Genomic DNA, 24,432 nt, shown 5'->3' on the forward strand with positions numbered 1-24,432 from the left:
GAGCACGAGATGCCGCACCGCATCGTCGTCATCGGAGCCGGATACACCGGAGCCACCGCCGCCGGCCGCCTCGCCAAGCGGCTGCACCGCGAGGACGTCGCCATCACCCTCGTCAACGCCGAACCCGACTTCGTGGAGCGGGTCCGGATGCACCAACTGGCGGTCGGCCAGGACCTCAGGCCCCGCCCCTTGAGCGAGATGTTCGCGGACACCGGCGTCGAGCTGAAGTGCGCGAAGGTCACCGGCGTCGACGTCGACCGCAGGACCATCGCCGTCATCGCCGCGAACGGCGCCGAGGAGCTGGAGTACGACAGCCTCGTCTACGCCCTCGGCAGCGGCTGGAACGCCGAAGGCGTCCCCGGCGCCGCCGAGCACGCCCATGAGGTCGCCAGCCGCCCCGGAGCGCTCCGGCTGCGCGAGCGCCTGGCCCGCCTGGAGGCCGGGCAGACCGTGACCGTCGTCGGCGGCGGCCTCACCGGCCTGGAGGCCGCGACCGAGATCGCCGAAGCCCGCCCGGACCTCGACGTCGCCCTCGCCGCCCGCAACGGCCTCGGCGACTGGCTCTCGCCCAGGGGCCGCAGGCACCTGCGGAAGGTCTTCGACAAGCTCGGCATCACCGTGCACGAGCGCGCCGCCGTCACCGGCGTCGAAGCCGACCACGTCACCACCGCCGACGGCAGGACCATCCCGGCCGCGGTCACCGTGTGGACCACCGGCTTCGCGGTCCACCCGATCGCCAAGGCCACCGCCCTGGAGGTCACCGGCGCCGGCCAGATCGTGGTCGACGGCACGATGCGCTCGGTCTCGCACCCCGACGTGTACGCCGTCGGCGACGCGGCCTACGCGATGGGACCGGGGAACAAGCCGCTGCGGATGTCGTGCGCCTCGGGCGCCCCGGCCGCGTGGCAGGCCGCCGACGCGATCGCCGCGCGCCTGACCGGCGGGAAGCTCCCGAACATGCCGATCCGCTACTTCAACCAGTGCATCTCACTGGGCCGCAGGGAAGGCGTGATCCAGTACGTCACCGCCGACGACCGCGCCGTCCGGGCGGCACTGACCGGACGGCTCGCCGCCGTCTACAAGGAACTGATCTGCAAGGGCGCCGCCTGGGGCGTCGCGAACCCGACGCTCGGGATGCCGACCCGGCGCCGCCGCGTCGCGCGGGAGCGGGCCACGGCGGGCGCGACCGTCAGGACGGTGGCCTAGCGGATCCCGGGGCGGGTGGGCGGCGTACCCGATCAGGGAGTGTTGCCCCAGCGGGCCTGCTCCAGGATCTCCACCGCCCGCTCCCGGGTCTCCAGGTCGTCGTCGGCCCGCAGCATCATGGTGGCCTCGTCGACCGCGTCGGTGAGCACCCGCCACTGGGCGTCGCGCTCCCGCACCACGTCGGACTGCGCGGCCAACTGCCGGGTCTTCACCCACAGCTCCACGAAGACCGACACCTTGGCCCGCAGCACCCACGGGTCGAAGGGCTTGGTGAGGTAGTCCACCGCGCCGACCGCGTAGCCGCGCAGCGCCAGCTGGGCGTCCTTGTCGGCGGCGGTGAGGAAGATGATCGGCACATGCCGGGTCCGCTCGCGGCGCTTGATGTGGCTGGCCGTCTCGAACCCGTCCATGTCCGGCATCTGGGCGTCCAGCAGGATCACCGCGAAGTCGTCCACCAGCAGCTGCTTCAACGCCGCCTCGCCGCTCTCCACGGCCACCGACTGCACCGGGAGCCCCTGGAGGATGGCCTCCAGGGCCATCAGGTTCTCCCGGCGGTCGTCCACCAGCAGCGCCTTGGCAATCTGCGTCACGAAGTCTCCTCGCCTCGGCTGCCACTGATCCAGGACGCCATCCGCTCGATCAGCTCGTCCAGGTCCACCGGCTTGGTGATGTAGTCGCTGCCGCCCGCCGCCAGCGCCGACTCGCGGTCCCCCGGCATCGCCTTCGCGGTCAGGAAGACGATCGGCAGGTCGGCGAAGCGGTGGTTGCGACGGATCTGACGGGTGGTCTCGTACCCGTCCTGGTCCGGCATCATCGCATCCATCAGCACGATGTCCACCTCCGGATGCTCGGCCAGCAGGCGGACACCGTCCGCCCCGTTGTCCGAGTACAGCACGGTCATGCCGTGCAGTTCCAACGCGGAGGTCAGGGCGAAGACGTTACGCACGTCGTCGTCGACGATCAGCACGGTGGCCCCCTCCAGCTGCCGGGTCGCCGGCGCCTGCGGCTGGGGCAGCAGCTCCATCGGCGGCATCAGCAACGACGACGGCAGGCCCGCGCGCTGCGGCGAGGGCGCCTGCGGTGCCACCACCGCGTCCGGCGCCAGCACGTCCGGTACGAAGAGGGTGAAGGTCGAACCCTGCCCCGGCGCCGACGAGACGCTGATCGTGCCGCCGATCAGGCGGGCCAGGTCCCGGCTGATCGACAACCCCAGCCCGGTGCCGCCGTAGCGGCGGCTGGTGGTGCCGTCGGCCTGCTGGAACGCCTCGAAGATGATCGAGAGCTTGTCGTCCGAGATGCCGATACCGGTGTCGATCACGGTGAACGCGATCACCTGCCGGGCGTTGGTCAGCGCCGGCACGTCGAAGACCGCGTTCTCCGGCGCCGGCCCGATCCGCAGCGTCACCGCGCCGTTGTCGGTGAACTTCACCGCGTTGGAGAGCAGGTTGCGCAGGATCTGCTGCAACCGCTGGGCGTCGGTGACCAGCGCCGCCGGCAGCTCCTTGGCCACCCGTACCTGGAAGTCCAGGCCCTTCTCCTCGGCCTGCGGGGCGAACGCCTGCTCCACGTAGCTGCGGATCTCCTCGAACCGGATCTCGGTCGGCTCGACGTCCATCCGGCCGGCCTCGATCTTCGACAGGTCCAGGATGTCGTCGATCAGCGAGAGCAGGTCCGAGCCGGCGCTGTGGATGGTGCGGGCGAACTCGATCTGCTTGCGGCTCAGGTTCTGCTCCGAGTTCTCCGCCAGCAGCCGGGCCAGCAGGAGCAGCGAGTTCAACGGCGTCCGCAGCTCGTGGCTCATGTTCGCCAGGAACTCCGACTTGTACGCCGACGCCCGGGTGAGCTGCTGCGCCTTCTCCTCCAGGCCGAGCCGGGCCAGCTCGATTTCCCGGTTCTTGGTCTCGATGTTGCCCTTCTGCTCGGAGAGCAGCTTGGCCTTGTCCTCCAGCTCGGCGTTGGTGCGCTGGAGCTCGGCCGACTGGTCCTGGAGCTCCAGGGCCAGCCGCTGCGACTGGGCCAGCAGCTCCTCCGTACGTCGGTTGGCCTGGATGGTGTTGACCGCGATGCCGGTGGTGAGCACCAGCCGCTCCAGGAACTGCAGGTGCAGCTCGGAGAAGCGGGCCACGCTGGCGAACTCGATCACGCCGAGCAGCTCGCCCTCGAAGAGGACGGGGAGGACCACCAGGTCGGCCGGGGGCGTCTCGGCCAGCCCCGAGCGCAGCGTGAGCCGCCCGTCGGGCAGCGCGTTGACCCGGATCGTCCGGCGGGAGAGCGCGGCCTGTCCGACCAGCCCCTCCCCCGGCCCGAAGGTGACGTCGTGGCCCCGCGCCACGTAGCCGTACGAGGCGGCGAGCCGCAGCCGCGTCACGCCGTCGGCGGTGTCCGCCAGGAAGAACGCGCCGAGCTGCGCGTCCACCAGCGGGGTCACTTCCTGCATGATCATGCGGCAGACCTCGCCCAGGTCGCGCTGCCCCTGGAGCAGGCCGCCGATCCGGGCCAGGTTGGAGTCGAGCCAGCCCTGCTCGGCGTTCTTCTTGGTCGTCTCCCGGAGGGTGACGATCATCTGGTTGATGTTGTCCTTCAGCTCGGCGACCTCGCCCTGCGCCTTGACCGCGATCCGCTGGGTCAGGTCGCCGCGGGTCACCGAGGTGGACACCTGGGCGATCGCCCGCAGCTGCGTGGTCAGCGTCGAGGCGAGCTGGTTGACGTTCTCCGTCAGGTCCCGCCAGGTGCCGGAGACCCCCTTCACCTGGGCCTGACCGCCCAGCTTGCCCTCGATGCCGACCTCGCGCGCGACCCGGGTCACCTCGTCGGCGAACGACGACAGCTGATCCACCATCGTGTTGACCGTGCTCTTCAGCTCCAGGATCTCGCCCTGCGCGTCCACCGTGATCTTCTGCGACAGGTCGCCCTTGGCCACCGCCGTGGTCACGGAGGCGATGTTGCGCACCTGGCTGGTCAGGTTCGACGCCATCGAGTTCACGTTGTCGGTCAGGTCGCGCCACGTACCCGAGACGCCCTTGACCTGGGCCTGACCGCCCAGCTTGCCCTCGGTGCCCACCTCACGGGCCACCCGGGTCACCTCGTCGGCGAACGACGACAGCTGATCCACCATCGTGTTGACCGTGGACTTCAACTCCAGGATCTCGCCCCGGGCGTCCACCGTGATCTTCTGCGACAGGTCACCCTTCGCCACGGCCGTGGAGACCTGGGCGATGTTGCGGACCTGCGCGGTCAGGTTCGACGCCATCGAGTTCACGTTGTCGGTCAGGTCCCGCCAGGTGCCGGCCACCCCGCGCACCTGGGCCTGACCGCCCAGCTTGCCCTCGGTGCCCACCTCACGGGCCACCCGGGTCACCTCGTCGGCGAACGACGACAGCTGATCCACCATCGTGTTGACCGTCGACTTCAACTCCAGGATCTCGCCCCGGGCGTCCACCGTGATCTTCTGCGACAGGTCGCCCTTGGCGACGGCGGTGGTGACCGAGGCGATGTTGCGCACCTGGCTGGTCAGGTTCGACGCCATCGAGTTCACGTTGTCGGTCAGGTCGCGCCACGTACCCAGGACGCCCTTGACCTGGGCCTGGCCGCCCAGCTTGCCCTCGGTGCCCACCTCGCGCGCGACCCGGGTCACCTCGTCGGCGAACGACGAGAGCTGGTCCACCATCGTGTTGACGGTGTTCTTCAGCTCCAGGATCTCACCCTGCGCGTCGACGGTGATCTTCTGCGACAGGTCGCCCTTCGCCACCGCCGTGGAGACCTGGGAGATGTTCCGCACCTGGCTGGTCAGGTTGCCAGCGAGCTGGTTGACGTTCTCCGTCAGGTCCCGCCAGGTGCCGGAGACCCCCCGCACCTGGGCCTGGCCGCCCAACTTGCCCTCGATGCCCACCTCGCGCGCGACCCGGGTCACCTCGTCGGCGAACGACGACAGCTGGTCCACCATCGTGTTGACGGTGTCCTTCAGCTCCAGGATCTCGCCCTGCGCGGCCACCGTGATCTTCTGGCTCAGGTCACCGCGGGCCACCGCCGTGGAGACCTGGGCGATGTTGCGCACCTGGCTGGTCAGGTTCGACGCCATCGAGTTGACGCTGTCGGTCAGGTCCTTCCAAGTGCCGGCGACGTTCGGCACCTCCGCCTGACCGCCGAGCTTGCCCTCGGTGCCCACCTCGCGGGCCACCCGGGTCACCTGCTCGGCGAAGAGCCGCAGGGTGTCGGTGAGCGAGTTGAAGGTGTGCGCCAGCTCGGCGACCTCACCCTTGGCCGACACGGTGATCTTCTGGGAGAGGTCACCCTTCGCCACCGCCGTGGCGACCTGCGAGATCGACCGCACCTGGTACGTCAGGTTCGACGCCATGGTGTTCACCGAGTCGGTGAGGTCCTTCCAGGTGCCGGCCACGCCACGGACGTCGGCCTGACCACCGAGCTTGCCCTCGGTGCCCACCTCACGGGCCACCCGGGTCACCTCGTTGGAGAACGAGGAGAGCTGGTCGACCATCGTGTTCACCGTGCGCCCGATGCGCAGGTACTCGCCGCGCAGCGGCCGCCCGTCGATCTCCAGCGCCATGTGCTGGGAGAGATCGCCGTCGGCGACCGCCACGATCACCCGGGCGATCTCCGTGGTCGGCCGGCCCAGGTCGTCGATCAGCGAGTTGATCGCCCGCTGGCCCTCCGCCCAGGCCCCGTCCAGGCCCTCCTCGTCCAGGCGCTCGGTGAGCCGCCCGTCCCGACCGACGATCCGGCTGATCCGGCGCAGGTCGAGGTGCTGCCGCTCCTGGAGCGACACCACGTCGTTGAAGGCGTCCGCGACCTCACCCGCCGCGCCCGCCCGGCGGGGCAGCCGCACCTTGAGGTCGCCGCCACGCACCCGGCGCAGCGCCTCCGCCAACTCGCCGAGGAGCGCCTCGTGCTCGGCGGCGGACGGGTCCGCGGTCACCGACTGTTTCGCGGTCATCATTCCTCGCTCGACTCGGGGCCTCCGGCGCGTGCCGACACGCCGCCATCCCACCATTGTGCCCGCGCCGGTGTCGACGCCACGGACGCCACGTCCGCCCGGTTACGTACCGTTCAGCCGGGGGCGGTACGGCTCGTCCGGCTTGGCACTGGCGCGACGGCGATGGAGGATACGAGGGTGTCAGCGCAGACGGGGCCCGTGCCGGACGAGGGCCGGGACGAGCACGTGCGGCGCGTCCGCCTACCCGCCGACCGGCGTACGCCCGCCGCCGCCCGGGCCGTGGTCCGCGCCGTGCTGGCCGAGGCCGACCTCGACGACCTGCTCAACGAGGCGCTGCTGCTGACCACCGAGCTCTCCACCAACGCGGTGGAACACGCCCGCACCGAACTGGACATCGAGGTCGTCGCCGACCGGGTCGGCCTCACCGTCACCGTCTCCGACTTCGCCGCCGGCCCGGTCGACGAACTGGTGGTGGGCGTCCGCAACGAGAGCGCCGAGATCGGCGAGGTCTCCGAGCGGGGTCGGGGGCTGCTGCTGGTGGACCACTTCGCCAGCCGGTGGGGCACCACCTACCTGCCCACCGGCAAGGGGGTCTGGTTCCGGCTGGACCGGCCCGGCGCGGTGTCGCCGGCGTCACCCGACCCGGCGCACGTGCCCGGCGACGGCACGCCGGTGAGCCCCGCGCCGAGCGCCGCGGCGATGAGCGAGCTCACCCAGACCAGCCCCGATCCCAACGCCGACGACCCGCTGCCCGACTTCGCCACCGACCTGCTCACCCGGGTCGCCGAGATGGTCGGCGCCGCCGGCGGTGTGATCCGGCTGGACCGGGGCGACGGGCAGGGCCCGCAGCCGCTGGCCCGGTACGGCCGCCAGCCGCGCCCCGGCAACGAACTGCTCCGGGTGCCGCTGGCCGTGCACCGGCCGTACGGCGGCGAGCTGGAGCTGGACGCGGCGCCGTCGGCGTACGCCCGCCCGCTCGCCGTGCTCGCCGCCGAGCGGCTCTCGCTGCACCTGGAGAACGACCGGCTACGCCGGGCCGACGTCCGCCGGCAGGCCTGGCTGACCTTCCTGGCCGAGGCGAGCGAGCTGCTCGCCCAGTCCCTCGACGTCGAGCTGACCATGGCGCTCATCCCGCAGCTGGTGGTGCCCCGGCTCGGTCAGTGGTGCGCGGTGCACACCACTGACGAGTGGGGGCGGCTGCGGCTGGCCGCCGCCAGCCACGCCGACGAGTCGGTGCTGCCGCAGCTGCACAAGTTGCTCGAGGAGACCGGCCCGGACTCCGTGCAGGCCCGGCTGCGGGAGGCGTCGCGCAGCGCGGCGCAGATCCCGCTGGGTACGCCCATGGAAGGCTTCGCCGTCCCGCTGATCGCCCGGGGCCAGCGGCTCGGCACGCTGGCCGTGGGCCGGCACCAGCGGCACCGGCACGACCCCGACGAGGTGGCCGTCCTGGAGGACGTGGCCCGTCGGGCCGCGCTCGCCATCGAGAACGCCCGGATCCACGCCGAGCGCCGCCGGGTCGCCCAGACCCTCCAGCAGTCGCTGCTGCCGCCGGTGCTCCCCGTGGTCGACGGCATCGGTTTCGCCGCCGAGTACGTCCCGACCGGCGACGACGCCGACGTGGGCGGCGACTTCTACGACGTGGTGCCGCTGCCGGACGGGCGCTGGCTGGTGGTGGTCGGCGACGTCTCCGGCAAGGGAGTGCAGGCGGCGGCGGTCACCGGGCTGGTGCGGGACGTCATCCGGGTGCTGGTCGGGGACGGCAAGCCGCTGCCCGAGGCCCTGGCCCGACTGAACGAGACGCTCTGCGAGCGGGGCGGCGGGCGGTACTGCACCCTCGCCCTCGCCGCGGTCGGGCCGGGCGACGGGCGGCACCTCGACGTCTCCCTGCACCTGGCCGGGCACGACCGCCCGGTGCTGCTGCGCGGCGGGGGTGGCGCCTCCTTCGTCGGCGCCGGGGGCACCGCGCTGGGGCTGCTCGACGCGATCACCTCGCCGACGGCGGAGATCCCGCTGCACCCCGGCGACTCGCTGGTCTTCTACACCGACGGGGTGACCGAGCGGCGGCGCGGCCGGGAGCTCTTCGGCACCGAGCGGCTGCGCGACGCCGCCGCCCCGCTGGCCGGATACTCGGCCGACGTGGTGGCCGCCCGGCTGCGCGCCACCGCGATCAACTTCTCGGTGGAGGCCCCCCGGGACGACATCGCCATCCTCGTCCTCCGCAACGACGCCATCTGACACTCGCGCTCGGCGCTCCGCGCCGCGCTCGACGTCGCGCTCGGCGCTGCAAGATCGTGCTCGATCCTGGATGTAGTGGCCTCCCTGCCGCGACGATGCCACTACTTCCTGGATCCAGCGCGATCTTGCAGTGGCGACGCCGGCACGCGAGCTCGAAGTTGCGACGCCGGCACGTGAGGGACGAGCTGGCGCGGACGGGCCGGGGGTCAGAGGCCGCCGGGGAGCCGGCCCGGGGCGAGGCGGCGGTGCGGGTCGAGGTGCTCCTTGGCCGCCCGGAGCCGGGGGATCACCGCCGGCTCGCCCCACAGCTCGACGGCCTGCCGGACGGCCGGCGGCGCCGCCACCACCACGCACCGGCCCCGCCGGGCGAGCAGTACGCCCCGGACGGCGGCGAGGATCGAGGCGATCCGGTCGGCGGGCAGCGCCCCGGGCAGGGCGGCGTGCACCACGCCCAGGCCGGCGGAGCCGCGTACCGGGACGGGGGTGCCGGCGGCGTCGCGCAGCGCGTAGACGGCGGCGTGCAGGTCGTGGATCGGTACCTCGATCCGCAGCGCGGTGTCACCGGGTGCGAACGGGTAGCGCCGCCACCAGTGCGGGGCGGTGTGGCCGGCGGTCGTCTCGCCCCCGAGGAGCGTCACCAGGCGGTCGGCCCGCTCGGCGACCTCGGCGGGGCCGCCCTCCAGCAGGACGGCCAGCGCGCCGGCGCCGCCGCGGGCCGGCGGGGCCGGCCGGCGGCGTCCCGCCATGGACGGGTGGGCGGCCCGGGCCGCCGCCTCGGCAGGTGGCATCGGCCGGCGCGGCAGTGGACCGGTGGCCGGGAGGTCCAGCTCGATCGCGGCCGGGTCGAGGCGGGCGGCCAGCACCGCGCGGACCAGGTCGTGCACCTCCAGCGGCGTCCACACCGGCCGGACGACCCAGACCCGGCCGGCCGGCACGGGTTGCACCCGCAGGGTGGCCGAGACCAGCACCCCCAGCCCGCCGTGGGAGCCGCAGAGCAGGCGGCCCACGTCCAGCCCGACCGGCGCCGGGCCGGCCGGCACCTCCGCCGCGCCGACCCCGGCGCTGACCAGCTCACCGTCGGCGTCCAGCCAGCGCAGGCCGACCAGCTGCTCGCAGGCGGTGCCGTGCCGGTGCCGCAGCGGGCCGGCCTCGTCGGCGGCGAGCACCCCGCCGAGGGTGGCCCCGGGCGAGGGCGGATCCAACGGCAGTCGCCGGCCGGTGCGCTCCAGCGTCGCCTGCACCGCCCGCAGCGGGGTGCCGGCGCCGATCTCGACCACCGGCGAGCCGGCGGGCTGGTGACCGATGCCGGCGAGCCGGCCGGTGTCCAGCATGATGTCGACCCGCGCCGGCGCCGCCCCCCAGTCGATCTTCGTGCCGGCGCCCCGGGGCACCACGGTCAGGTCGTGCCGGGCGGCCAGCCGCAGCACCTGCGCCGCGGCGGCCGGCCCGCCGGGGACGGCCACCCAACGGGCGGCCCGCCCGGCGACCTCGTCGGCGGCGCCGGCGAACCGGGCGAAGGTGGGACCGCAGATCCCGGTCAGCCGCTTGGTGATCTCCGCCGCGCTGGTCGAACTCGCTGCTGCCGCCATGGCGGTCATCGTACACATGTTCGAAAGAGCTGGCGGCGGGTCGCCGGACGACGCCGCGCCGCGGGCGCGGGCCGGCCGGTAACGTGGCGTCGTGACCACCGACACCTCCCCGCCCGTCGCCAAGCGAGTGTCCAGCGAACGCACCCACCACGGCGACACCGTCGTCGACGAGTACGCCTGGCTGGCCGCCAAGGACGACCCGGCGACGATCGCCCACCTCAACGCCGAGAACGCGTACACCGAGGTGCGCACCGCACACCTGGCGGAGCTGCGGGCGACCCTGTTCGAGGAGACCCGCCGGCGCACCCAGGAGACCGACCTGACGGTGCCCACCCGCAAGGGCGGGCACTGGTACTACACCCGCACCGTCGAGGGTCAGCAGTACGGCGTGCACTGCCGCCGGGCCGTCCGCGACGGCGAGACCACGCCCCCGGTCAGCACGGACGGCGCCCCGCTGGACGGCGAGGAGGTGCTGCTCGACGGCAACCTGCTCGCCGAGGGGCACGACTTCTTCGCCCTCGGCGCCTTCGACGTCAGCCCGGACGGGCGGTGGCTGGCGTACTCGACGGACTTCTCCGGCGACGAGCGCTTCACCCTGCGGATCAAGGACCTGAGCACCGGCGAGCTGCTCCCCGACGAGGTGCCCGGCACCTTCTACGGCACCGCCTGGTCGGCCGACGCCTCCGTGCTGTTCTACGTCACCGTGGACGAGGCGTGGCGACCCAACCGGGTCTGGCGGCACGTCGTCGGCACCCCGTCGGGCGAGGACGTGGTGGCGCACCAGGAGGACGACGAGCGGTTCTGGGTGGGCGTCGAGCTGACCCGCTCCGAGCGGTTCGTGCTCATCGACATCCACAGCAAGATCACCAGCGAGGTCCGGGTCATCCCCGCCGGCAACCCCACCGGCGAGCCGGCCGTGATCGCCCCGCGCCGGCAGGGCGTCGAGTACACGGTGGAGCACCACGGCCACCGCTTCCTGATCCTGCACAACGACGGCGCGGAGGACTTCGCGCTGGCGTGGACCTCCGCGGACGCGCCGGGCGACTGGGTGCCGCTGATCGAGCACTCCCCCGGCACCCGGCTGGAGGCGGTCGACGCCTTCACCGACCACCTGGTGGTCTCGCTGCGCACCAACGGCCTCACCGGGCTGCGGGTCATCCCGGTCGGCGGCGGCGACGACCACGACATCGACTTCCCGGAGCCGATCTACAGCGTCGGCCTGGACGCCAACCCGGAGTACCGCACCCGGGAGATCCGGCTGCGCTACACCTCGCTGGTCACCCCGGACTCGGTGTACGACTACGACCTGGTCACCCGGCAGCTGGTGCTGCGCCGGCGCAAGCCGGTCCGGCCCGGCCCGGACGGGCGCGAGTACGACCCGGCCGACTACGAGCAGCACCGCGACTGGGCGCTGGCCGACGACGGCACCCGGGTGCCGATCTCGCTGGTCTGCCGCAGGGACACCCCGCGCGACGGCTCCGCCCCCGCCGTGATCTACGGCTACGGCTCGTACGAGGCGAGCATGGACCCGTGGTTCTCCATCGCCCGGCTCAGCCTGCTCGACCGGGGCGTGATCTTCGCCGTGGCGCACATCCGCGGCGGCGGTGAACTGGGCCGCCGCTGGTACGACGAGGGCAAGCTGCTGGCCAAGAAGAACACCTTCACCGACTTCGTGGCCTGCGCCCGGCACCTGGTCAAGGCCGGCTGGACGGCCAGTGACCGGCTGGTCGCCCGGGGCGCCTCGGCCGGCGGCCTGCTGATGGGCGCGGTGGCCAACCTCGCCCCGGACGCCTTCGCCGGCATCGTCGCCCAGGTCCCCTTCGTGGACGCGCTCACCTCGATCCTCGACCCGTCGCTGCCGCTGACCGTCACCGAGTGGGAGGAGTGGGGCAACCCGCTGGACGACCCCGAGGTGTACGCGTACATGAAGTCGTACACCCCGTACGAGAACGTCACCACCGTCGACTACCCGGCGATCCTCGCGGTGACCAGCCTCAACGACACCCGGGTGCTCTATCACGAGCCGGCGAAGTGGATCGCCCGGTTGCGCGCGGTCGCCCCGCAGGGCGACTACCTGCTCAAGACCGAGATGGGCGCCGGACACGGCGGCCCCAGCGGCCGGTACGACGCCTGGCGCGAGGAGGCGTTCATCAACGCCTGGACCCTCGACAGGCTCGGCCGCGCCTGAAGCCGCCGGGTTGACCAGCCACCACGAGGGCCGGGCGGACGAGGAGCCGCCCGGTCCCGACGTACCGTCGCCGGAGTCGGAACCGGGTGCGGCCCGGCGCGGGCCGGCCGGGCTGATCGTCGGCGTGGTCGCCGGCGCCCTGCTGGTCTGCTGCTGCTCGGCGGTGCTCGGCCTGGCCCTGTCCTGGTCCGCCGGCCTCTTCGATCCCCGCTGACCCAGCGCGGCGCGTACCCGCTCGGCGCCGACCGCACAGGCGCCGTGGCCTTGGTCGCTGTGGCGTCAGGCGGTCCGCAGCTCCTCGACGGCGGTGCTGGCGCGCAGGAAGAGCAGGCCGACCCCGACGGTGACCAGCACCGCGGCCAGGGCGCCGCCCCCGATCAACGCCAGGTGCTCCACCGGTACGTCCGGCGTGAGCTCGCGCTGGGCCGGCTCGACCCAACGGGTGTAGCGGGCCTGGATTGCCGGATCGGCGCAGAGCTCGGCTGGGGCGTCGCACACCGTGCCGCTGACGGTCCCGGTCTGCACCGGGCCGGCGAGGGTACGGCCGATGAGCAACCCGACGGTCAGCGCCACCAGGATCGCCGGGACGGCCGGGACCAGCATCTGCCAGGCGATGGAGGCGTTGAGCGTCCCCCGGGGCACCCCGGTCGCCAGCAGGGCCGCGTACGCCCGGCGGCGGGCGACGATGCCCTCGACCAGCGCGACCAGCAGGCCCCCGGCGGCGATCGCCACGGCCACCGCGACAGCCAGGTCGACCAGGTCCATGGTGCGCAGGTAGAACGGGTTGGCGCCGTCGTCGTGGCCGAACAGGCGGTGCTCCTCCCGCTGCACTCGGTCGCTGAGGGCGAAGTAGGCCCGCTGGCCCGCCGCGCCCGCGCCGAAGAGGACCGCCGCCAGCAGGGCGGCGAAGGTACGACTGCCGGCCCAGGGGTCGGCCATCAGCCGCCGGGCGGCGAGCAGCGCGGCCGGGCCCCTGGCGAGGCGGTGCAGCAGCCGCCCGCCGGTGTACGAGATCCAGCCGGTGCCGAGCACCACCCCGACCACCGCCGCGACCAGGCCACCGACCACGACCAGGACGAGCAACCAGAGCGATGACCGATTGTCCGACCCGTCGCCGCGGCGCAGCAGCGACGTGGCGAGCAGGCCCGCCGCCAGCCCCGCCCCGATCAGCAGGCCGGGCCAGGGCAGGGGGGCCCGTTCCCGGCCCACCCGGCGGACCACGCCGAACGGCGTGGTGGTGACTCGGCGCAGCAGCAGCGCGGTGGCCGCCGCCGCGACCACCGGCAGCCCGAGCACCACCGCCGCCACCGCGCCGGCCGGCGGCAGCACGTCGGTGGGCAGCGCGAGCCGGCCGTTGGCGTCGGGCCGGTCGAGCAGCGCCCGGCCGGCGAGGTACGTCGCCAGCCCGGTGAGCGTGCCGAGCAGGGCGGCCACCCCGGTCTCCAGCACGGCGACCCGGGTCACCTGGCCCGGGGTGGCCCCGGCCAGCCTCAGCGCCGCCAGCCGGCGGTCCCGGGCCGGCGCGCCCAGCCGGGCGCACTGGCCGGCCAGCGCCAGCACCGGGACGGTGAGCAGCAGCAGCGTGAACGCGGTGCCGCCGCGCAGCCCCGGCTCGCGGAGCAGGCTGTTGCCGTACTGCTCGGCCTCGGCCCGCGGGGCGCCGGGCACCTCGGGAATGGCCAGCACGGTGAGCGCCGCCAGGCCGGCGAGGGCGGCCAGGGTGGCGCTGAGCGCCGTCAGCACCACCCGGGCCGTGTCGGTACGGGTGCCCGCCATCGCGAGGCGGGCGAGGGTGGCCGGCCTCACCGGTGTCCGCCGGTCAGCGGCGCGTCCAGCCCCAGGCCGGTGTGGTCGACCGTGCCGTCACGCAGCACGACCTCCCGGTCGGCGTACGCGGCGATCCGCGGCTCGTGGGTGACCAGCACGACGCTGGTGCGCTGCTCGCGGGCGAGCCGGACCAGCTGGGTGAGCACCTGCTCGCCGCTGAGGGTGTCCAGCGCGCCGGTCGGCTCGTCCGCGAAGAGCACCCGGGGCTCGGTGACCAGCGCCCGGGCGATGGCGCAGCGCTGCTGCTGGCCGCCGGACATCTCACCGGGCCGGACGTCGGCCACGTCGGCCACGCCCAGCCGCTCCAGCCAGCCGAGCGCCGCCGTGCGTGCCTCTCGCCGCCCCGTGCCGGCGAGGAGCAGTGGCAGGGCGACGTTCTCCGCCGCGGTCAGCTCGGTGACGAGCTGGCCGAACTGGAAGAGCACCCCGAACTCGGTGCGGCGCAGCCGGGACCGGGCCGCCTCCGACCAGGTGTCGAGCCGGTGGCCGCACCAGAGCACCTCGCCCGCGTCGGGGCGGAGGATGCCGGCGAGGCAGTGCAGCAGGGTGGACTTGCCGCAGCCGCTGGGGCCGGTGACGGCGACGATCTCCCCCTCGGCCACGTCGAGGGTGACGCCGCGCAGCGCGGGTGTCGGCCCGTACGCCTTGACCACGCCGCGAGCCTGGAGTTGTGTCACGAGTGCACCTCCCGGTGCCAGTCGGCGACCCGGTCCATGGTGGTCCGCAGCCACCTCAGGTCGGCGTCGAGGTGGGCGATGGCGTAGTCGGCGGCGACGACGTCGTCGAGGGTGGCCGCGGGCGCCGTCTTGACGCCGGTCAGCTCGCGCAGCCGGTCGGTGTGGGCGCGCGCCTGCGCGACCAGGTAGGACCGGGCGGTCTCCACGTCGGCGACCAGCAGCGCCACCACCACCTTGGCGAAGAGCGCGCTGGAGACGTAGGGCACGGGGGGCTCGACGGTGGTGAGCCACCCGTCGAGCGCGGCCCGCCCCGCGCCGGTCAGCGCGTACGCCGTCCGGTCGGGGCCGCCGTCGCGCTCCTGCCCGGCGGCGACCACCAGGCCGTCCCGCTGTAGCCGGGTCAGCGTCGCGTAGACCTGCCCGAAGGCCAGCGGTCGGGCGCGCGGGAGCCGGGCGTCGTGGGCCCGCTTGAGTTCGTACCCGTGCCGGTTGCCGGCGGCGAGCAGACCCAGCAGGACGTGGGACGTGGACACCGGCCCACTATTCACCGCGTGAATAGTGGGTGTCAATCCCCTTCGATGCGGTCAGCGGGCCCAGGCCGGGTCGCGCCCGCAGCGGCCGAGCAGCCGGTCCAGCTCGGTGCGGCCGGGGCCGGTCTCCACCTCCGCGCCGAAGGCACCCATCTGTCGACCCATCGGTCCCATCTCGTCCATGAACCGGTGCCCCGCCTCGGTGACCTCGGGCGCGGGCCGGTACGGCTGCCCGGTGGCCCGGGCCAGGTCCCAGCCGTGCACCGCGAGGTCGACCAACCCCATCAGGCCGACCGTCCGCTGTGGCAGCCCCATCCCGGGGGAGGCGCCCTCCTCCGCCGCCGGGTCGGCCCACGCCTCGACCAGGCGCGCCGCCTCGTCCGCGAACCGGTCCCGCCAACCCTCGCTCAGATGGTCGGTCTTGGCCGACCAGTCCACCTCCCGGCGCCGGGCCAGGACCTGGAAGTTGACCACCACGTCGTACAGGTGGTTGGCCAAATCCCGGACGGTGTAGTCGGGGCACGGCGTGGGCAGGTCCAACTGGTCGTCGGAGATCGCCCGAACCACCGCCACCGTGGGAGGCGCGGCGGCGGTCAGCAGCTCGCTGGTCCTCGTTGTCATCGGGCCAGCGTATGAGGGTCGCTCCGAACACATGGGACAGCCACACCGAGCACCCCTGTCTTCGCACCGGCGCGCTCGACCGGTCCGCGCCGCGCCACCGACGCATGCGCCGTCACCGAACGTCAGCACAACGCCACCTCCGGACAGCTCCCGTGCCCCCTTTGCTCTGCTGCCGCCCAGGCAACAGGCACCGAGCGTCACGAGCGGTGGCGATCCGCCGGCGCGCTCTCCTCCGAAGTGCCTGCTCCCGTAGGTGTTGCGGACAGGGCAGCAGTGCAAAGGACGGGAACCGCGGAACGGGCCGGACCCGGCAGGTGACGGTGCGTGAGGTCGGCGCATTCGTCACGCACCGCGACGGGGCGGGCGGGACGGGACGCGGCGGGGCGGGCACGGGGCGGGGCGGCACGGGGCGGGCGTGACCAAGGGCCGGCGGAACCGGCGACGTCGCCGGCGCCCGCGCGGCCGGCTCAGCGGCGACGGACCGCCACCACCGCGACGTCGTCGTGGATCTCCGGCGGGGCCAGCTCGACCAGGAGCCGCTGGCAGAACTGGTCCAGGTCGTCGTCCACCCGGGTCGCGGACGTCGCCAGCGCCGCCAGGCCGTCGTCGATGGTGGCGTCCCGCCGCTCGATGAGCCCGTCGGTGTAGAGCACCAGCGTGGCGCCGGCCGGCAGGGTGAACTCCAGGTCGGCGGGGCGCTGGGCGCGGACCCCGAGCAGCGGGGCCGTCTGCTGCACGTACTCCACCCGACCGTCCCCGCTGATCAGCGCCGGCAGGTGACCCGCGCTGGCCAGCCGGACCCGGCCGGTCGGCGGGTGCAGCAGCAGCAGGCAGAGAGTGGCCAGCTCGTTGGGGAGCAACGTCCGCATCAGCTCGTTGAGCCGGTCCAGGATCACCCCCGGCTGGTGCCCCTCCACCGCGTACGCCCGGACCGCGTGCCGCAGCTCCGCCATCACCGTCGCCGCGTGCAGCGAATGACCGGCGACGTCGCCGATCGCCATCAGCAGGTGCCCGTCGAGCATCACCAGCTCGTAGAAGTCACCACCCACCTCGGTCTGCGCGCTGGCCGGCTCGTACCGCACGGCCAGGTCGAGGCCGGCGACCTCCGGCAGCCGCCGAGGCAGCAGGCTGCGCTGGAGGGTGACCGCGATCCGGTGCTCCTCGTCGAAGGAGCGCTGCGCCTCCACCGCCGACGCGACCGCCTGGGCCAGCTGCACCAGCACCGGCGTCCGCGCGGTCTGGGTGGCCGTCGGCACCACCACGTACAGCGGGGCCCGGTCCTCCCGCAGCCGGGCGGCGGCCACGGTGACCGTGTCGTCCGCCGGCCACGGCACCAGGGACCAGGAGGCCGGGTCGTCCACCCGGACGGTGGCCCCGGTCGGCACGCCGGCGTCGTCCACCACCCACGGTACGACCGTCGGCGTGGCGTCCATCCCGGCGGAGATCCCGGCCAGGCAGTCCCCGTCGAAGGTCTCCGCGATCACGGCCGCCGGGCTCCGGAAGATCCGTGCGGCGCCCGCCGCCGCGTCCTGGAGCAGGCGGACGAAGCTCGGCGCGGCGTGCACCGCCACGGTCGTGTCGGCCAGCCCGGTGAGCCGCTCGGCGAGCAGCTCGGCCCGCTGCCGCGCCTGGTAGTAGCGGAGCACGGCGTGCGCGGTGGCGACCAGCTCGTCCGGCTCAATCGGCTCGGCCAGGTACGCGTCCGCGCCCCGGGTCAGCCCCTGGGTGCGGTCCTCCACATCCACGGCGTGCGCCGACACGTGGATCACCGGTAGCGCCGGGTGGACCGCCTTGATCCGCTCGCACACCTCGAAGCCGCTCAGGTCCGGCAGCCGTACGTCGAGCACCACCAGGTCGATCGGGTCCACCCCGACCCGTTCCAGCGCCTCGGCGCCGGTCTCCGCCTCGCGGACCTGGAAGCCGGCCCGGGTCAGCCAGTTGACCAGCAGGTACCGCTTGGTGCGGCTGTCGTCGACGACCAGGACGGTCGGCGGTGCGCCGGCCACCCTCACACCCCGTCCGCGGGCAGGTCGACGGTGAAGGTGCTGCCCCGGCCCGGCTCGCTGGTCAACGTCATGCTCCCGCCGAGCAGGTTCACCAGCCGCCGCGCGTACGGCAGGCCGAGGCCGGTGCCGCTGCGCCGGTCGGTGCCCGGCACCTGGTAGAACTCCTCGAAGATGCGCTCGTGCAGCTCCGGGGCGATGCCGGCGCCGGTGTCGGAGACGGAGAGCCGCCACCGGTCGGCGTCGCGCTCCGCGCGCAACCGCACCTCACCCTGCTGGGTGAACTTGAGCGCGTTGTGCAGCAGGTTGCGCAGCACCTGGGCGAGCAGCACCTCGTCCGCACGGAGCACGGCCGGCGCGGGCGGATCCTCCACCACCAGCTCCACCGCCGACGCGGTGGCCAACGCGCGCAGCGTGCCGCGCAACTGGCCGAAGAGCGCCTTCAGGTCGACGTCCGCCCACTGCGGCTCGATCCGGCCGGACTCCGCCTTGGCCAGGTCGAGCAGGTCGTTGACCAGGGAGAGCAGGTCCGCCGCGGAGGAGCGGATCAGCCCGATCTGCTCGGCCTGCTCGGCGGTGAGCGGGTCTGAGGCCGGGTCGGTGAGCAGCCGCCCCAGCCCGATGATCGCGGTCACCGGGGCGCGCAGCTCGTGGCTGACGTTGGCCAGGAAGCGGCTCTTCGACTCGCTGGCCGCGCGCAGCTGGGCCGACTTCTCGTCCAACTCGGCGTAGAGGGCGACCACGCCACGGTTGGTCTCCTCCAGCTCCTCGGAGAGCTGGGTGTAGAGCGCCATCACGCCGCGGTTGGTCTCCTCCAGCTCGGAGTTGAGCACGGTGAGTTCGTCGCGCTGCTGGCGCACCTCGTCCAGCGCGGCGATCAACTGTTCGTTCTGCGTGGCCAGTTCGTCCAGGGCACTGGTCGGGGCGCTGTGGCCGAGCTCCTCCCGCAGCTCGGCCAGTCGCGCCGCCGTCAGCGCCGCAGCGGTGGCCGGGACACGTCGGGACATCCTCACGACCGTATCCCCCTTCATGCTCACCACGCTCAGGGTGTCCATCAGGCGCGCCACCGCACCCGACTGCGGCTCGTACCGGTCGCCGGGCAGCGGGGCCAGCGGCGCCAGGTCGACCCGCAGGACGCTGCGGCCGTCCGCCCCGGCCAGGACGACGAAGGTGACGTCCGCGCCGTCGACCGTACGGAGCAGGTCACGGGCCACCTCGCTGAGGGCGGTGGCGACCCGGATCTGGTCCTGGTGCTCCAGCCCGACGGCGGCGGCGACCTCCCGGCCGCGCTGCCGGATGAGGAAGATGTCCTGCTCGACCCGGAGCGCCATCTGCAGCAGCGGCGCCTCGCCGGTCATGCCGGTGCCCTCGCGACCAGGACACCGGCGTCGTCCCGTCGGATGCCGGCGTCCCGCAGCAGGACGGCGGCCATCACCAGCGGGGACCGGGTGGTCAGCCCGGGGTAGTCCTCGATCCGCCACCGGTCGACCAGGCCGTCGCTGTGCATGACCAGCGTCGCGCCCGCCGGGAACGGGTAGTCGTAACCGCGTACGGTGGGCCGCTGGTGACCGGCGATGCCCGGCAGCGACACCATGCCCCGCCGCTCGTCTGCCGGCCCGAGGACGACCCCGGTGATGTTGCCCAGCCCGGCGTAGTGGAGCAGCCCGGCGGACGGGTCCAGCTCGGCGACGGCCAGGGCGGCGCCGCGGGTGTGCGACATGCCGGCGTGCAGGTGCTGCACCACCACGGCGGGAGGCCCGGCGGGCGCGGCCCGGAAGGCGGCGAGCGCGGCCTCGGTTGCCCCGGCCGCCAGCGGTCCGTGCCCGAGACCGTCGCAGACCAGCACCTGGTGCCGCCCCTCGACGACCCGTACGCCGTGGCCGTCGCCGCTCACCTGCTCGCCGGTGATCGGCCGGGTGATCCCGGCCGCCCAGGGCGGGGTGACCGGCGTGTCCTTCGGCCACACCTGCACGGCGAAGACGGTGCCCTTGCCGGGCCGCGACCAGGCGTCGAACCAGCTCGCCTGCCGGGTGATCGCGCCCAGCCCGATGCCGAGGGTGCCGCTGGTGGAGTGGCCGTCGCGGGAGGAGACGGTCAGGTCGGCCATGCCGGGGCCGGCGTCGACGGCGACCAGTTCCACGCCGGCGTGGTCGCCGGCGCGGGTGGGCCGCAGCAGCAGCACGCCTTCCTGGGCGTGCTTGACCAGGTTGCTGGTCAGCTCGGCGGCGAGGATGGCGAGTTCGGCGGTCCGCGTCTCGTCGAGGCCGACCTGGCCGCCGAGACGTTCGGCGGCCCGGCGGACCGAGCTGGCCGCGCTGCTGGTCTCAACCCGGAACCAGATGCCGGGGTCGGCGACGGGGTCGAAGTTCACCTGGACCACTTGGTCACCGTGATGCGGGTGCCCTCGCCCACGGTGGTCTGGACGTCGAACTCGTCGACGAGTCGCCGGGCGCCGCTGAGGCCCAGGCCGAGGCCACCCCCGGTGGTGTAGCCGTCGGTGAGGGCGAGGGCGAGGTCGGGGATGCCCGGGCCGGAATCGGCGAAGAGGATCCGTACGCCGCGCCGCCGGCCGTCCTCGACGACCGTCACCTCGGCGCTGCCGCCGCCACCGTAGATGAGGGTGTTCCGGGCCAGCTCGCTGGCCGCGGTGACCAGTTTGGTCTGGTCGACGAGGGAGAGCTTGACGGCCACGGCCACGGTGCGCACCAGTTGGCGGACCCGGACGACGTCCTCGTCACTGCCGATCGCCTGCGCCTGCGGGCGGCCCAGGTCGATGCCCGCCGTCATGCTGATGTCGCCGCCGATCCGGACTCCACGTCCTCGGGGTCGTCGTCGCCGAACCCGGGGTCGTCCTCACGGGTCGCCGCGATCAGCTCCATGCCGCGCTCGACGTTCAGCGCGGTACGGATGCCGTTGAGCGACAACCCCAGCTCGACCAGGGTGATGGCGACGGCGGGACGCATCCCGACGACGACCGTCTCCGCGTCGAGCACCTTGGAGATCGCGGCGATGGTGGAGAGCATCCGGCCGACGAAGGAGTCGACGATGTCCAGCGCGGTGATGTCGATGATGACGCCGTGGCAGCCGGTGGCCACGATCCGCTCGGCCAGGTCGTCCTGGAGGGCGAGGGCCGTCTGGTCGGACATGTCGATCTGGATGGAGACCAGCAGGATGTCGCCGATCTTGAGGATCGGCACCCGCTCCATCACGCCTCCCGGCGCGGGTGGCGGCGGGCCGTCTCGACCCCGGTGAGCCGCAGGACGTGCCGCAGCGCGTCGGCGAGGCTGGCCTTGGTGGCGATGTCGCCGAACTCGATGCCGAGCGCGACGATGGTCTGCGCGATCTGTGGCCGGATGCCGGAGATGATGCAGTCGGCGCCCATCAGCCGGGCCGCGACCACGGTCTTGAGGATGTGCTGGGCGACCTGGGTGTCCACCGCCGGCACGCCGGTGATGTCGATGATCGCGTACGGCGAGCCGGTGTCGACCAGCGTCTGGAGCAGCCGCTCCATCACCACCTGGGCACGGGCCGAGTCGAGGGTGCCGACCAGCGGCACGGCGACCACGCCGTCCCAGATCTTCACCACCGGGGTGGAGAGTTCGAGGAGCTGCTCGGCCTGGTCGGCGATGAGACTCTCGCGCGCCTGCACGTAGGTCTCGAAGGTGTACAGGCCCATCTGGTCGACCAGGCTGTTGAAGGCGATGACGTCCCGCAGGGACAGTTCGACCTCTCCGGACTCGGCCAGTTCGACCAGCACGTCCTTGAGGGCGTAGATGCTGACCGCGGTCTCGGTCGCCGAGAAGCCCTGCCGGACCCGGCCGCGGGACAGCTCGGCGAGCACGGCCCGCAGCTCGCCGGCCGACTCGGTCTGGATGTCGGTGAGCCCCGCTCGGCCGGCGGCGATCATGCTACGGTGCAGCTCCTGCACCTGGAGCCGTAGCTCGGCGTGGCTCAGCCGGCCGCGCAGCGACGCCGCGACGATGTCGGTCCAGCGCTGCGCGATCCGCTCGTCGTGCTCACCGAGCAGGTCGGCGAGCCGGCCGCTCTCCTCCGTGGTCAACGCCATGGTTACCTCCTGTGAGCTGGACGGGCCGGACTCTATCACCGGCGCCGCTCCGGGTACTTGTCACGAGGCAAAGGAATGATCAGGCCCACCGGAACGGTCTCCCGTTCTGCGTGTCACCCCGTTCGTGGGATACCGTTCCTCCGATAACAGGAGGTCCGAATGTCCTTGACGGTGCACACGGAACAGCGCGGCGACGTCGTCGTCGTGTCGGTCGCGGGCGAGCTCGACATGGCGACCGCACCGCAGCTGCAGGACCAGATCACCGATCTGCTCGACAAGGGTCGCAGCCGGCTGGTGTTCGACCTGGCGAACGTGTCGTTCTGCGACTCGACCGGGTTGTCGGTCTTCGTGCGCGCGAAGAACAGCTCCGACGAGGCCGGCGGTGTCGTCCGGCTGGCCGCCCCGCAGCGCGGCGTGCTCCGCATCCTCGAGGTCAGTGGCCTGGTCGAGGTGCTGCACACCTATCCGACGGTCGAGCAGGCCGTGGCGGGCGACCCCACCCCGGCGTCCTCCTGACCGGTCGGCTCAGCGCTCGTCCTCGATGAACCGGGGACGAGCGATCACCAGGCCGGCGGTGGTCTGCACGGCGAGCGCGCCGAGCAGGAAGCCCAGCGGCGCGGTCCAGCCGCCGGTCGCCTCGTAGAGGATCCCGACCAGCAGCGGGCCGAGCGCCGCGATGACGTACCCGGTGCTCTGCGCGAAGGCGGAGAGCGCCACGGTCCCCTCGGCGGTGCGGGCGCGCAGGCCGATGGTGGTCAGGATCATCGGGAACGCGCCCTGGCCGAGGGCGAGCAGCAGCACCCACAGCGGCGCGAGGCCGCCGCCCGGGGCGAGGGCGAGCCCGACGTACGACGCGGCGGACGCCGCGGTCAGGGAGAGCACCAGCGGCCGCAGGGTGCGCAGGCGTCCGGCGAGGGTGGGCATCAGCAGCGCGACCGGCACGCCGAGCGCGGTCACCCCGGCGAGCAGCAGCCCGGCGGTCTCCGCCCGGTAGCCGGCGTCCCGGAAGAGCTGCGCCAGCCAGCCCATGATCGCGTATCCGCTGAGCGACTGCGCGCCGAAGTAGACCGCCATCGCCCAGCCGAGCCGGGTGCGTTCCGGCCGGATCCGCACCCGGGCGGCCGGGGCCGCCGGCGCGGTCGCGGCCCGCCGGGCGGCGCGGGCCCGCAGCGCCAACGGCACCCACGGGAGTACGGCCAGCGCGGCCAGCCCGGCCCAGACTCCGAGCCCGGCCCGCCAGGAGCCGAAGGCGTGCGCGACCGGCACCGCGGCGGCGGCGGCCGCCGTGGTGCCCACCGTCAGGGCCATCGTGTACGCGCCGGTGACCAGCCCCGTGCGGTGCGGGAAGTGCTGCTTGACCAGCATCGGCAGCAGGATGTTCGCCACCGCGATACCGGCCAGGGCGAGCGCGCTGGTGAGCACGAAGACCAGCGCGGAGTCGGTGACCACCCGCAGCAGCTGGCCGGCGGTGAGGGCGAGCATCGCCACGATCAGCACCCGGGCGGGCGGGTACCGGCGGACCAGCCACGGGGTGAGCGCGCCGAGGCCGGCGAAGGCGATCGTCGGCAGCGTGGTGACGAAGCCGGCCATCGCCCCGGAGAGGGCCAGGCCGGTGCGTACCTCGTCGAGCAGCGCGCCGAGGCTGGTCACCGCGGCCCGCAGGTTGAGCGCGACCAGCAGCATCCCGACCAGCACCAGCGCGCCGCCGGTGGCCGGGGACGACGCCCGGGTCGGGGGCGCCACGGCGGCCGGCGCCGGCCCGGGCGTGACGGTGGTGGGTGGCGGGGTCATGACCTCGAACCTACAATCATGGGATGAATTTCGGCAGGAGTTGTAACCGGTGACACCCGCCGTCGGTGCGGTCGCCGTGCCGCCGCGCGGTCACCGGGTCCGCCAGACGATCGAGCAGCTGCGGGGCCGGATCCTCGGCGGCGAGTGGCCGGTCGGCGGGCGCATCCCCACCGAGCCGCAACTGGTCGCCGCGCTCGGGGTGGGGCGGAACACGGTCCGCGAGGCGGTCCGCGCGCTGGTGCACGCCGGGGTGCTGGAGTGCCGGCAGGGCTCGGGCACGTACGTGGTGTCGACCGACGAGCTGGCCCCGGTGGTGGCCCGCCGGCTGACCGACGACCGGATGGCCGAGGTGGTCGAGGTCCGACGCGCCTTCGAGGTGGAGGCGGCCCGGCTCGCCGCGGTGCGGCGTACCCCGGAGGACCTGGCGGCGCTCGACGGGGCGCTGGCCGCCCGGGAGGCGGCCTGGCGCTCCGGGCGGGTGGCGGAGTTCGTGGAGGCCGACGCCGCGCTGCACACCGCCGTGGTGGCCGCCGCGCACAACGGCATGCTCGCCGAGCTCTACGCCTCGGTCGGCGCGGCCATGCGCAGCACCGTGGCGCAGGCCATGGGGGACGCGCTGGAGCCCGAGCGGTACGTCGACCACGGTCGACTCGTCGAGGCGATCCGGGACGGCGATCCGGCGCGCGCGGCGATCGAAGCCGGCGCTTTTCTGGAGCCGCCTTCCGGGGCATAGGTTGTGCCGGACCTC

At 73.6% G+C, this 24,432-nt stretch carries 20 protein-coding genes; 6 read left to right on the plus strand and 14 right to left on the minus strand.

Annotated features, from left to right (window positions below; all coding sequences use genetic code 11):
• Positions 1-9: 9 nt before the first annotated feature.
• Positions 10-1,206 carry an NAD(P)/FAD-dependent oxidoreductase gene (locus tag AC5L3Z_RS10235; protein ID WP_494841327.1) on the plus strand — a complete coding sequence of 399 codons (1,197 nt, stop codon included), beginning with the start codon at positions 10-12 and terminating at the stop codon, positions 1,204-1,206.
• A 32-nt stretch (positions 1,207-1,238) separates the two neighbouring features.
• Here the strand turns inward: AC5L3Z_RS10235 and AC5L3Z_RS10240 are convergent, their stop codons facing one another.
• Both AC5L3Z_RS10240 and AC5L3Z_RS10245 read right to left on the minus strand, forming a co-directional pair.
• Entirely contained in the window at positions 1,239-1,796 is a 558-nt protein-coding gene (locus AC5L3Z_RS10240; RefSeq protein ID WP_494841328.1) for a response regulator, read from the minus strand.
• A complete protein-coding gene (locus AC5L3Z_RS10245; RefSeq protein ID WP_494841329.1) occupies positions 1,793-6,160 on the minus strand; it encodes a hybrid sensor histidine kinase/response regulator in 4,368 nt (1,455 codons plus the stop codon). Before AC5L3Z_RS10245 ends, AC5L3Z_RS10240 begins: the two co-directional genes overlap by 4 nt.
• 174 nt (positions 6,161-6,334) lie before the next feature.
• Between AC5L3Z_RS10245 and AC5L3Z_RS10250 the strand changes: the two genes are divergently transcribed.
• Positions 6,335-8,392 (plus strand): SpoIIE family protein phosphatase, encoded by a 2,058-nt coding sequence (locus tag AC5L3Z_RS10250; RefSeq protein WP_494841330.1) that lies wholly within the window; start codon positions 6,335-6,337, stop codon positions 8,390-8,392.
• Between the two features lie 206 nt (positions 8,393-8,598).
• On the opposite strand, the gene AC5L3Z_RS10255 is transcribed toward AC5L3Z_RS10250, so the two are convergent.
• The gene (locus AC5L3Z_RS10255) at positions 8,599-9,981 is read right to left on the minus strand and encodes an FAD-binding oxidoreductase (protein WP_494841331.1); all 1,383 of its coding nucleotides are present in this window, start codon (positions 9,979-9,981) and stop codon (positions 8,599-8,601) included.
• A gap of 91 nt (positions 9,982-10,072) precedes the next feature.
• On the opposite strand from AC5L3Z_RS10255, the gene AC5L3Z_RS10260 reads away from it, so the two are divergent.
• Together AC5L3Z_RS10260 and AC5L3Z_RS10265 are read left to right on the plus strand one after the other, a co-directional pair.
• Positions 10,073-12,169: a S9 family peptidase gene (locus tag AC5L3Z_RS10260; RefSeq protein WP_494841332.1), complete on the plus strand. Its 2,097-nt coding sequence runs from the start codon at positions 10,073-10,075 to the stop codon at positions 12,167-12,169.
• A gap of 10 nt (positions 12,170-12,179) precedes the next feature.
• Positions 12,180-12,383, plus strand: a complete 204-nt coding sequence (locus AC5L3Z_RS10265) for a hypothetical protein (RefSeq protein ID WP_494841333.1) — start codon at positions 12,180-12,182, stop codon at positions 12,381-12,383.
• Between the two features lie 65 nt (positions 12,384-12,448).
• On the opposite strand, the gene AC5L3Z_RS10270 is transcribed toward AC5L3Z_RS10265, so the two are convergent.
• The 10 genes from AC5L3Z_RS10270 to AC5L3Z_RS10315 form a co-directional block, all read right to left on the minus strand.
• A complete protein-coding gene (locus AC5L3Z_RS10270) occupies positions 12,449-13,945 on the minus strand; it encodes an FtsX-like permease family protein (RefSeq protein ID WP_494841334.1) in 1,497 nt (498 codons plus the stop codon).
• A 26-nt stretch (positions 13,946-13,971) separates the two neighbouring features.
• On the minus strand, positions 13,972-14,673 hold the full coding sequence (locus AC5L3Z_RS10275; RefSeq protein WP_334528932.1) for an ABC transporter ATP-binding protein: 702 nt from the start codon (positions 14,671-14,673) through the stop codon (positions 13,972-13,974).
• Complete coding sequence (locus AC5L3Z_RS10280; RefSeq protein ID WP_494841335.1) at positions 14,670-15,206, minus strand: PadR family transcriptional regulator; 537 nt, start codon at positions 15,204-15,206, stop codon at positions 14,670-14,672. Before AC5L3Z_RS10280 ends, AC5L3Z_RS10275 begins: the two co-directional genes overlap by 4 nt.
• 51 nt (positions 15,207-15,257) lie before the next feature.
• Positions 15,258-15,824, minus strand: a complete 567-nt coding sequence (locus AC5L3Z_RS10285; RefSeq protein ID WP_494841336.1) for a TIGR03086 family metal-binding protein — start codon at positions 15,822-15,824, stop codon at positions 15,258-15,260.
• 467 nt (positions 15,825-16,291) lie between these two features.
• Positions 16,292-17,830, minus strand: coding sequence for a SpoIIE family protein phosphatase (locus tag AC5L3Z_RS10290; RefSeq protein ID WP_494841337.1), 1,539 nt, complete (start codon positions 17,828-17,830; stop codon positions 16,292-16,294).
• Positions 17,831-17,832: 2 nt separating this feature from the next.
• Positions 17,833-19,185: an ATP-binding protein gene (locus AC5L3Z_RS10295; RefSeq protein ID WP_494841338.1), complete on the minus strand. Its 1,353-nt coding sequence runs from the start codon at positions 19,183-19,185 to the stop codon at positions 17,833-17,835.
• The gene (locus tag AC5L3Z_RS10300) at positions 19,182-20,198 is read right to left on the minus strand and encodes a SpoIIE family protein phosphatase (RefSeq protein ID WP_494841339.1); all 1,017 of its coding nucleotides are present in this window, start codon (positions 20,196-20,198) and stop codon (positions 19,182-19,184) included. The genes AC5L3Z_RS10295 and AC5L3Z_RS10300 overlap by 4 nt, the downstream gene beginning before the upstream one ends.
• A complete protein-coding gene (locus tag AC5L3Z_RS10305; RefSeq protein WP_334614037.1) occupies positions 20,195-20,614 on the minus strand; it encodes an ATP-binding protein in 420 nt (139 codons plus the stop codon). The genes AC5L3Z_RS10300 and AC5L3Z_RS10305 overlap by 4 nt, the downstream gene beginning before the upstream one ends.
• Positions 20,611-21,033 carry an STAS domain-containing protein gene (locus AC5L3Z_RS10310; RefSeq protein ID WP_494841340.1) on the minus strand — a complete coding sequence of 141 codons (423 nt, stop codon included), beginning with the start codon at positions 21,031-21,033 and terminating at the stop codon, positions 20,611-20,613. The genes AC5L3Z_RS10305 and AC5L3Z_RS10310 overlap by 4 nt, the downstream gene beginning before the upstream one ends.
• Entirely contained in the window at positions 21,033-21,893 is an 861-nt protein-coding gene (locus AC5L3Z_RS10315; protein ID WP_334614039.1) for an STAS domain-containing protein, read from the minus strand. The genes AC5L3Z_RS10310 and AC5L3Z_RS10315 overlap by 1 nt, the downstream gene beginning before the upstream one ends.
• 159 nt (positions 21,894-22,052) lie before the next feature.
• Here AC5L3Z_RS10315 and AC5L3Z_RS10320 point away from each other — a divergent pair, with 159 nt between their 5' ends.
• Positions 22,053-22,409, plus strand: coding sequence for an STAS domain-containing protein (locus tag AC5L3Z_RS10320; RefSeq protein ID WP_334528955.1), 357 nt, complete (start codon positions 22,053-22,055; stop codon positions 22,407-22,409).
• 9 nt (positions 22,410-22,418) lie between these two features.
• On the opposite strand, the gene AC5L3Z_RS10325 is transcribed toward AC5L3Z_RS10320, so the two are convergent.
• On the minus strand, positions 22,419-23,684 hold the full coding sequence (locus AC5L3Z_RS10325) for an MFS transporter (protein WP_494841341.1): 1,266 nt from the start codon (positions 23,682-23,684) through the stop codon (positions 22,419-22,421).
• A gap of 49 nt (positions 23,685-23,733) precedes the next feature.
• On the opposite strand from AC5L3Z_RS10325, the gene AC5L3Z_RS10330 reads away from it, so the two are divergent.
• Positions 23,734-24,417, plus strand: coding sequence for a FadR/GntR family transcriptional regulator (locus AC5L3Z_RS10330; RefSeq protein ID WP_494841342.1), 684 nt, complete (start codon positions 23,734-23,736; stop codon positions 24,415-24,417).
• The last annotated feature ends 15 nt before the right edge of the window (positions 24,418-24,432 follow it).

The organism is Micromonospora sp. LZ37 (assembly GCF_059359015.1).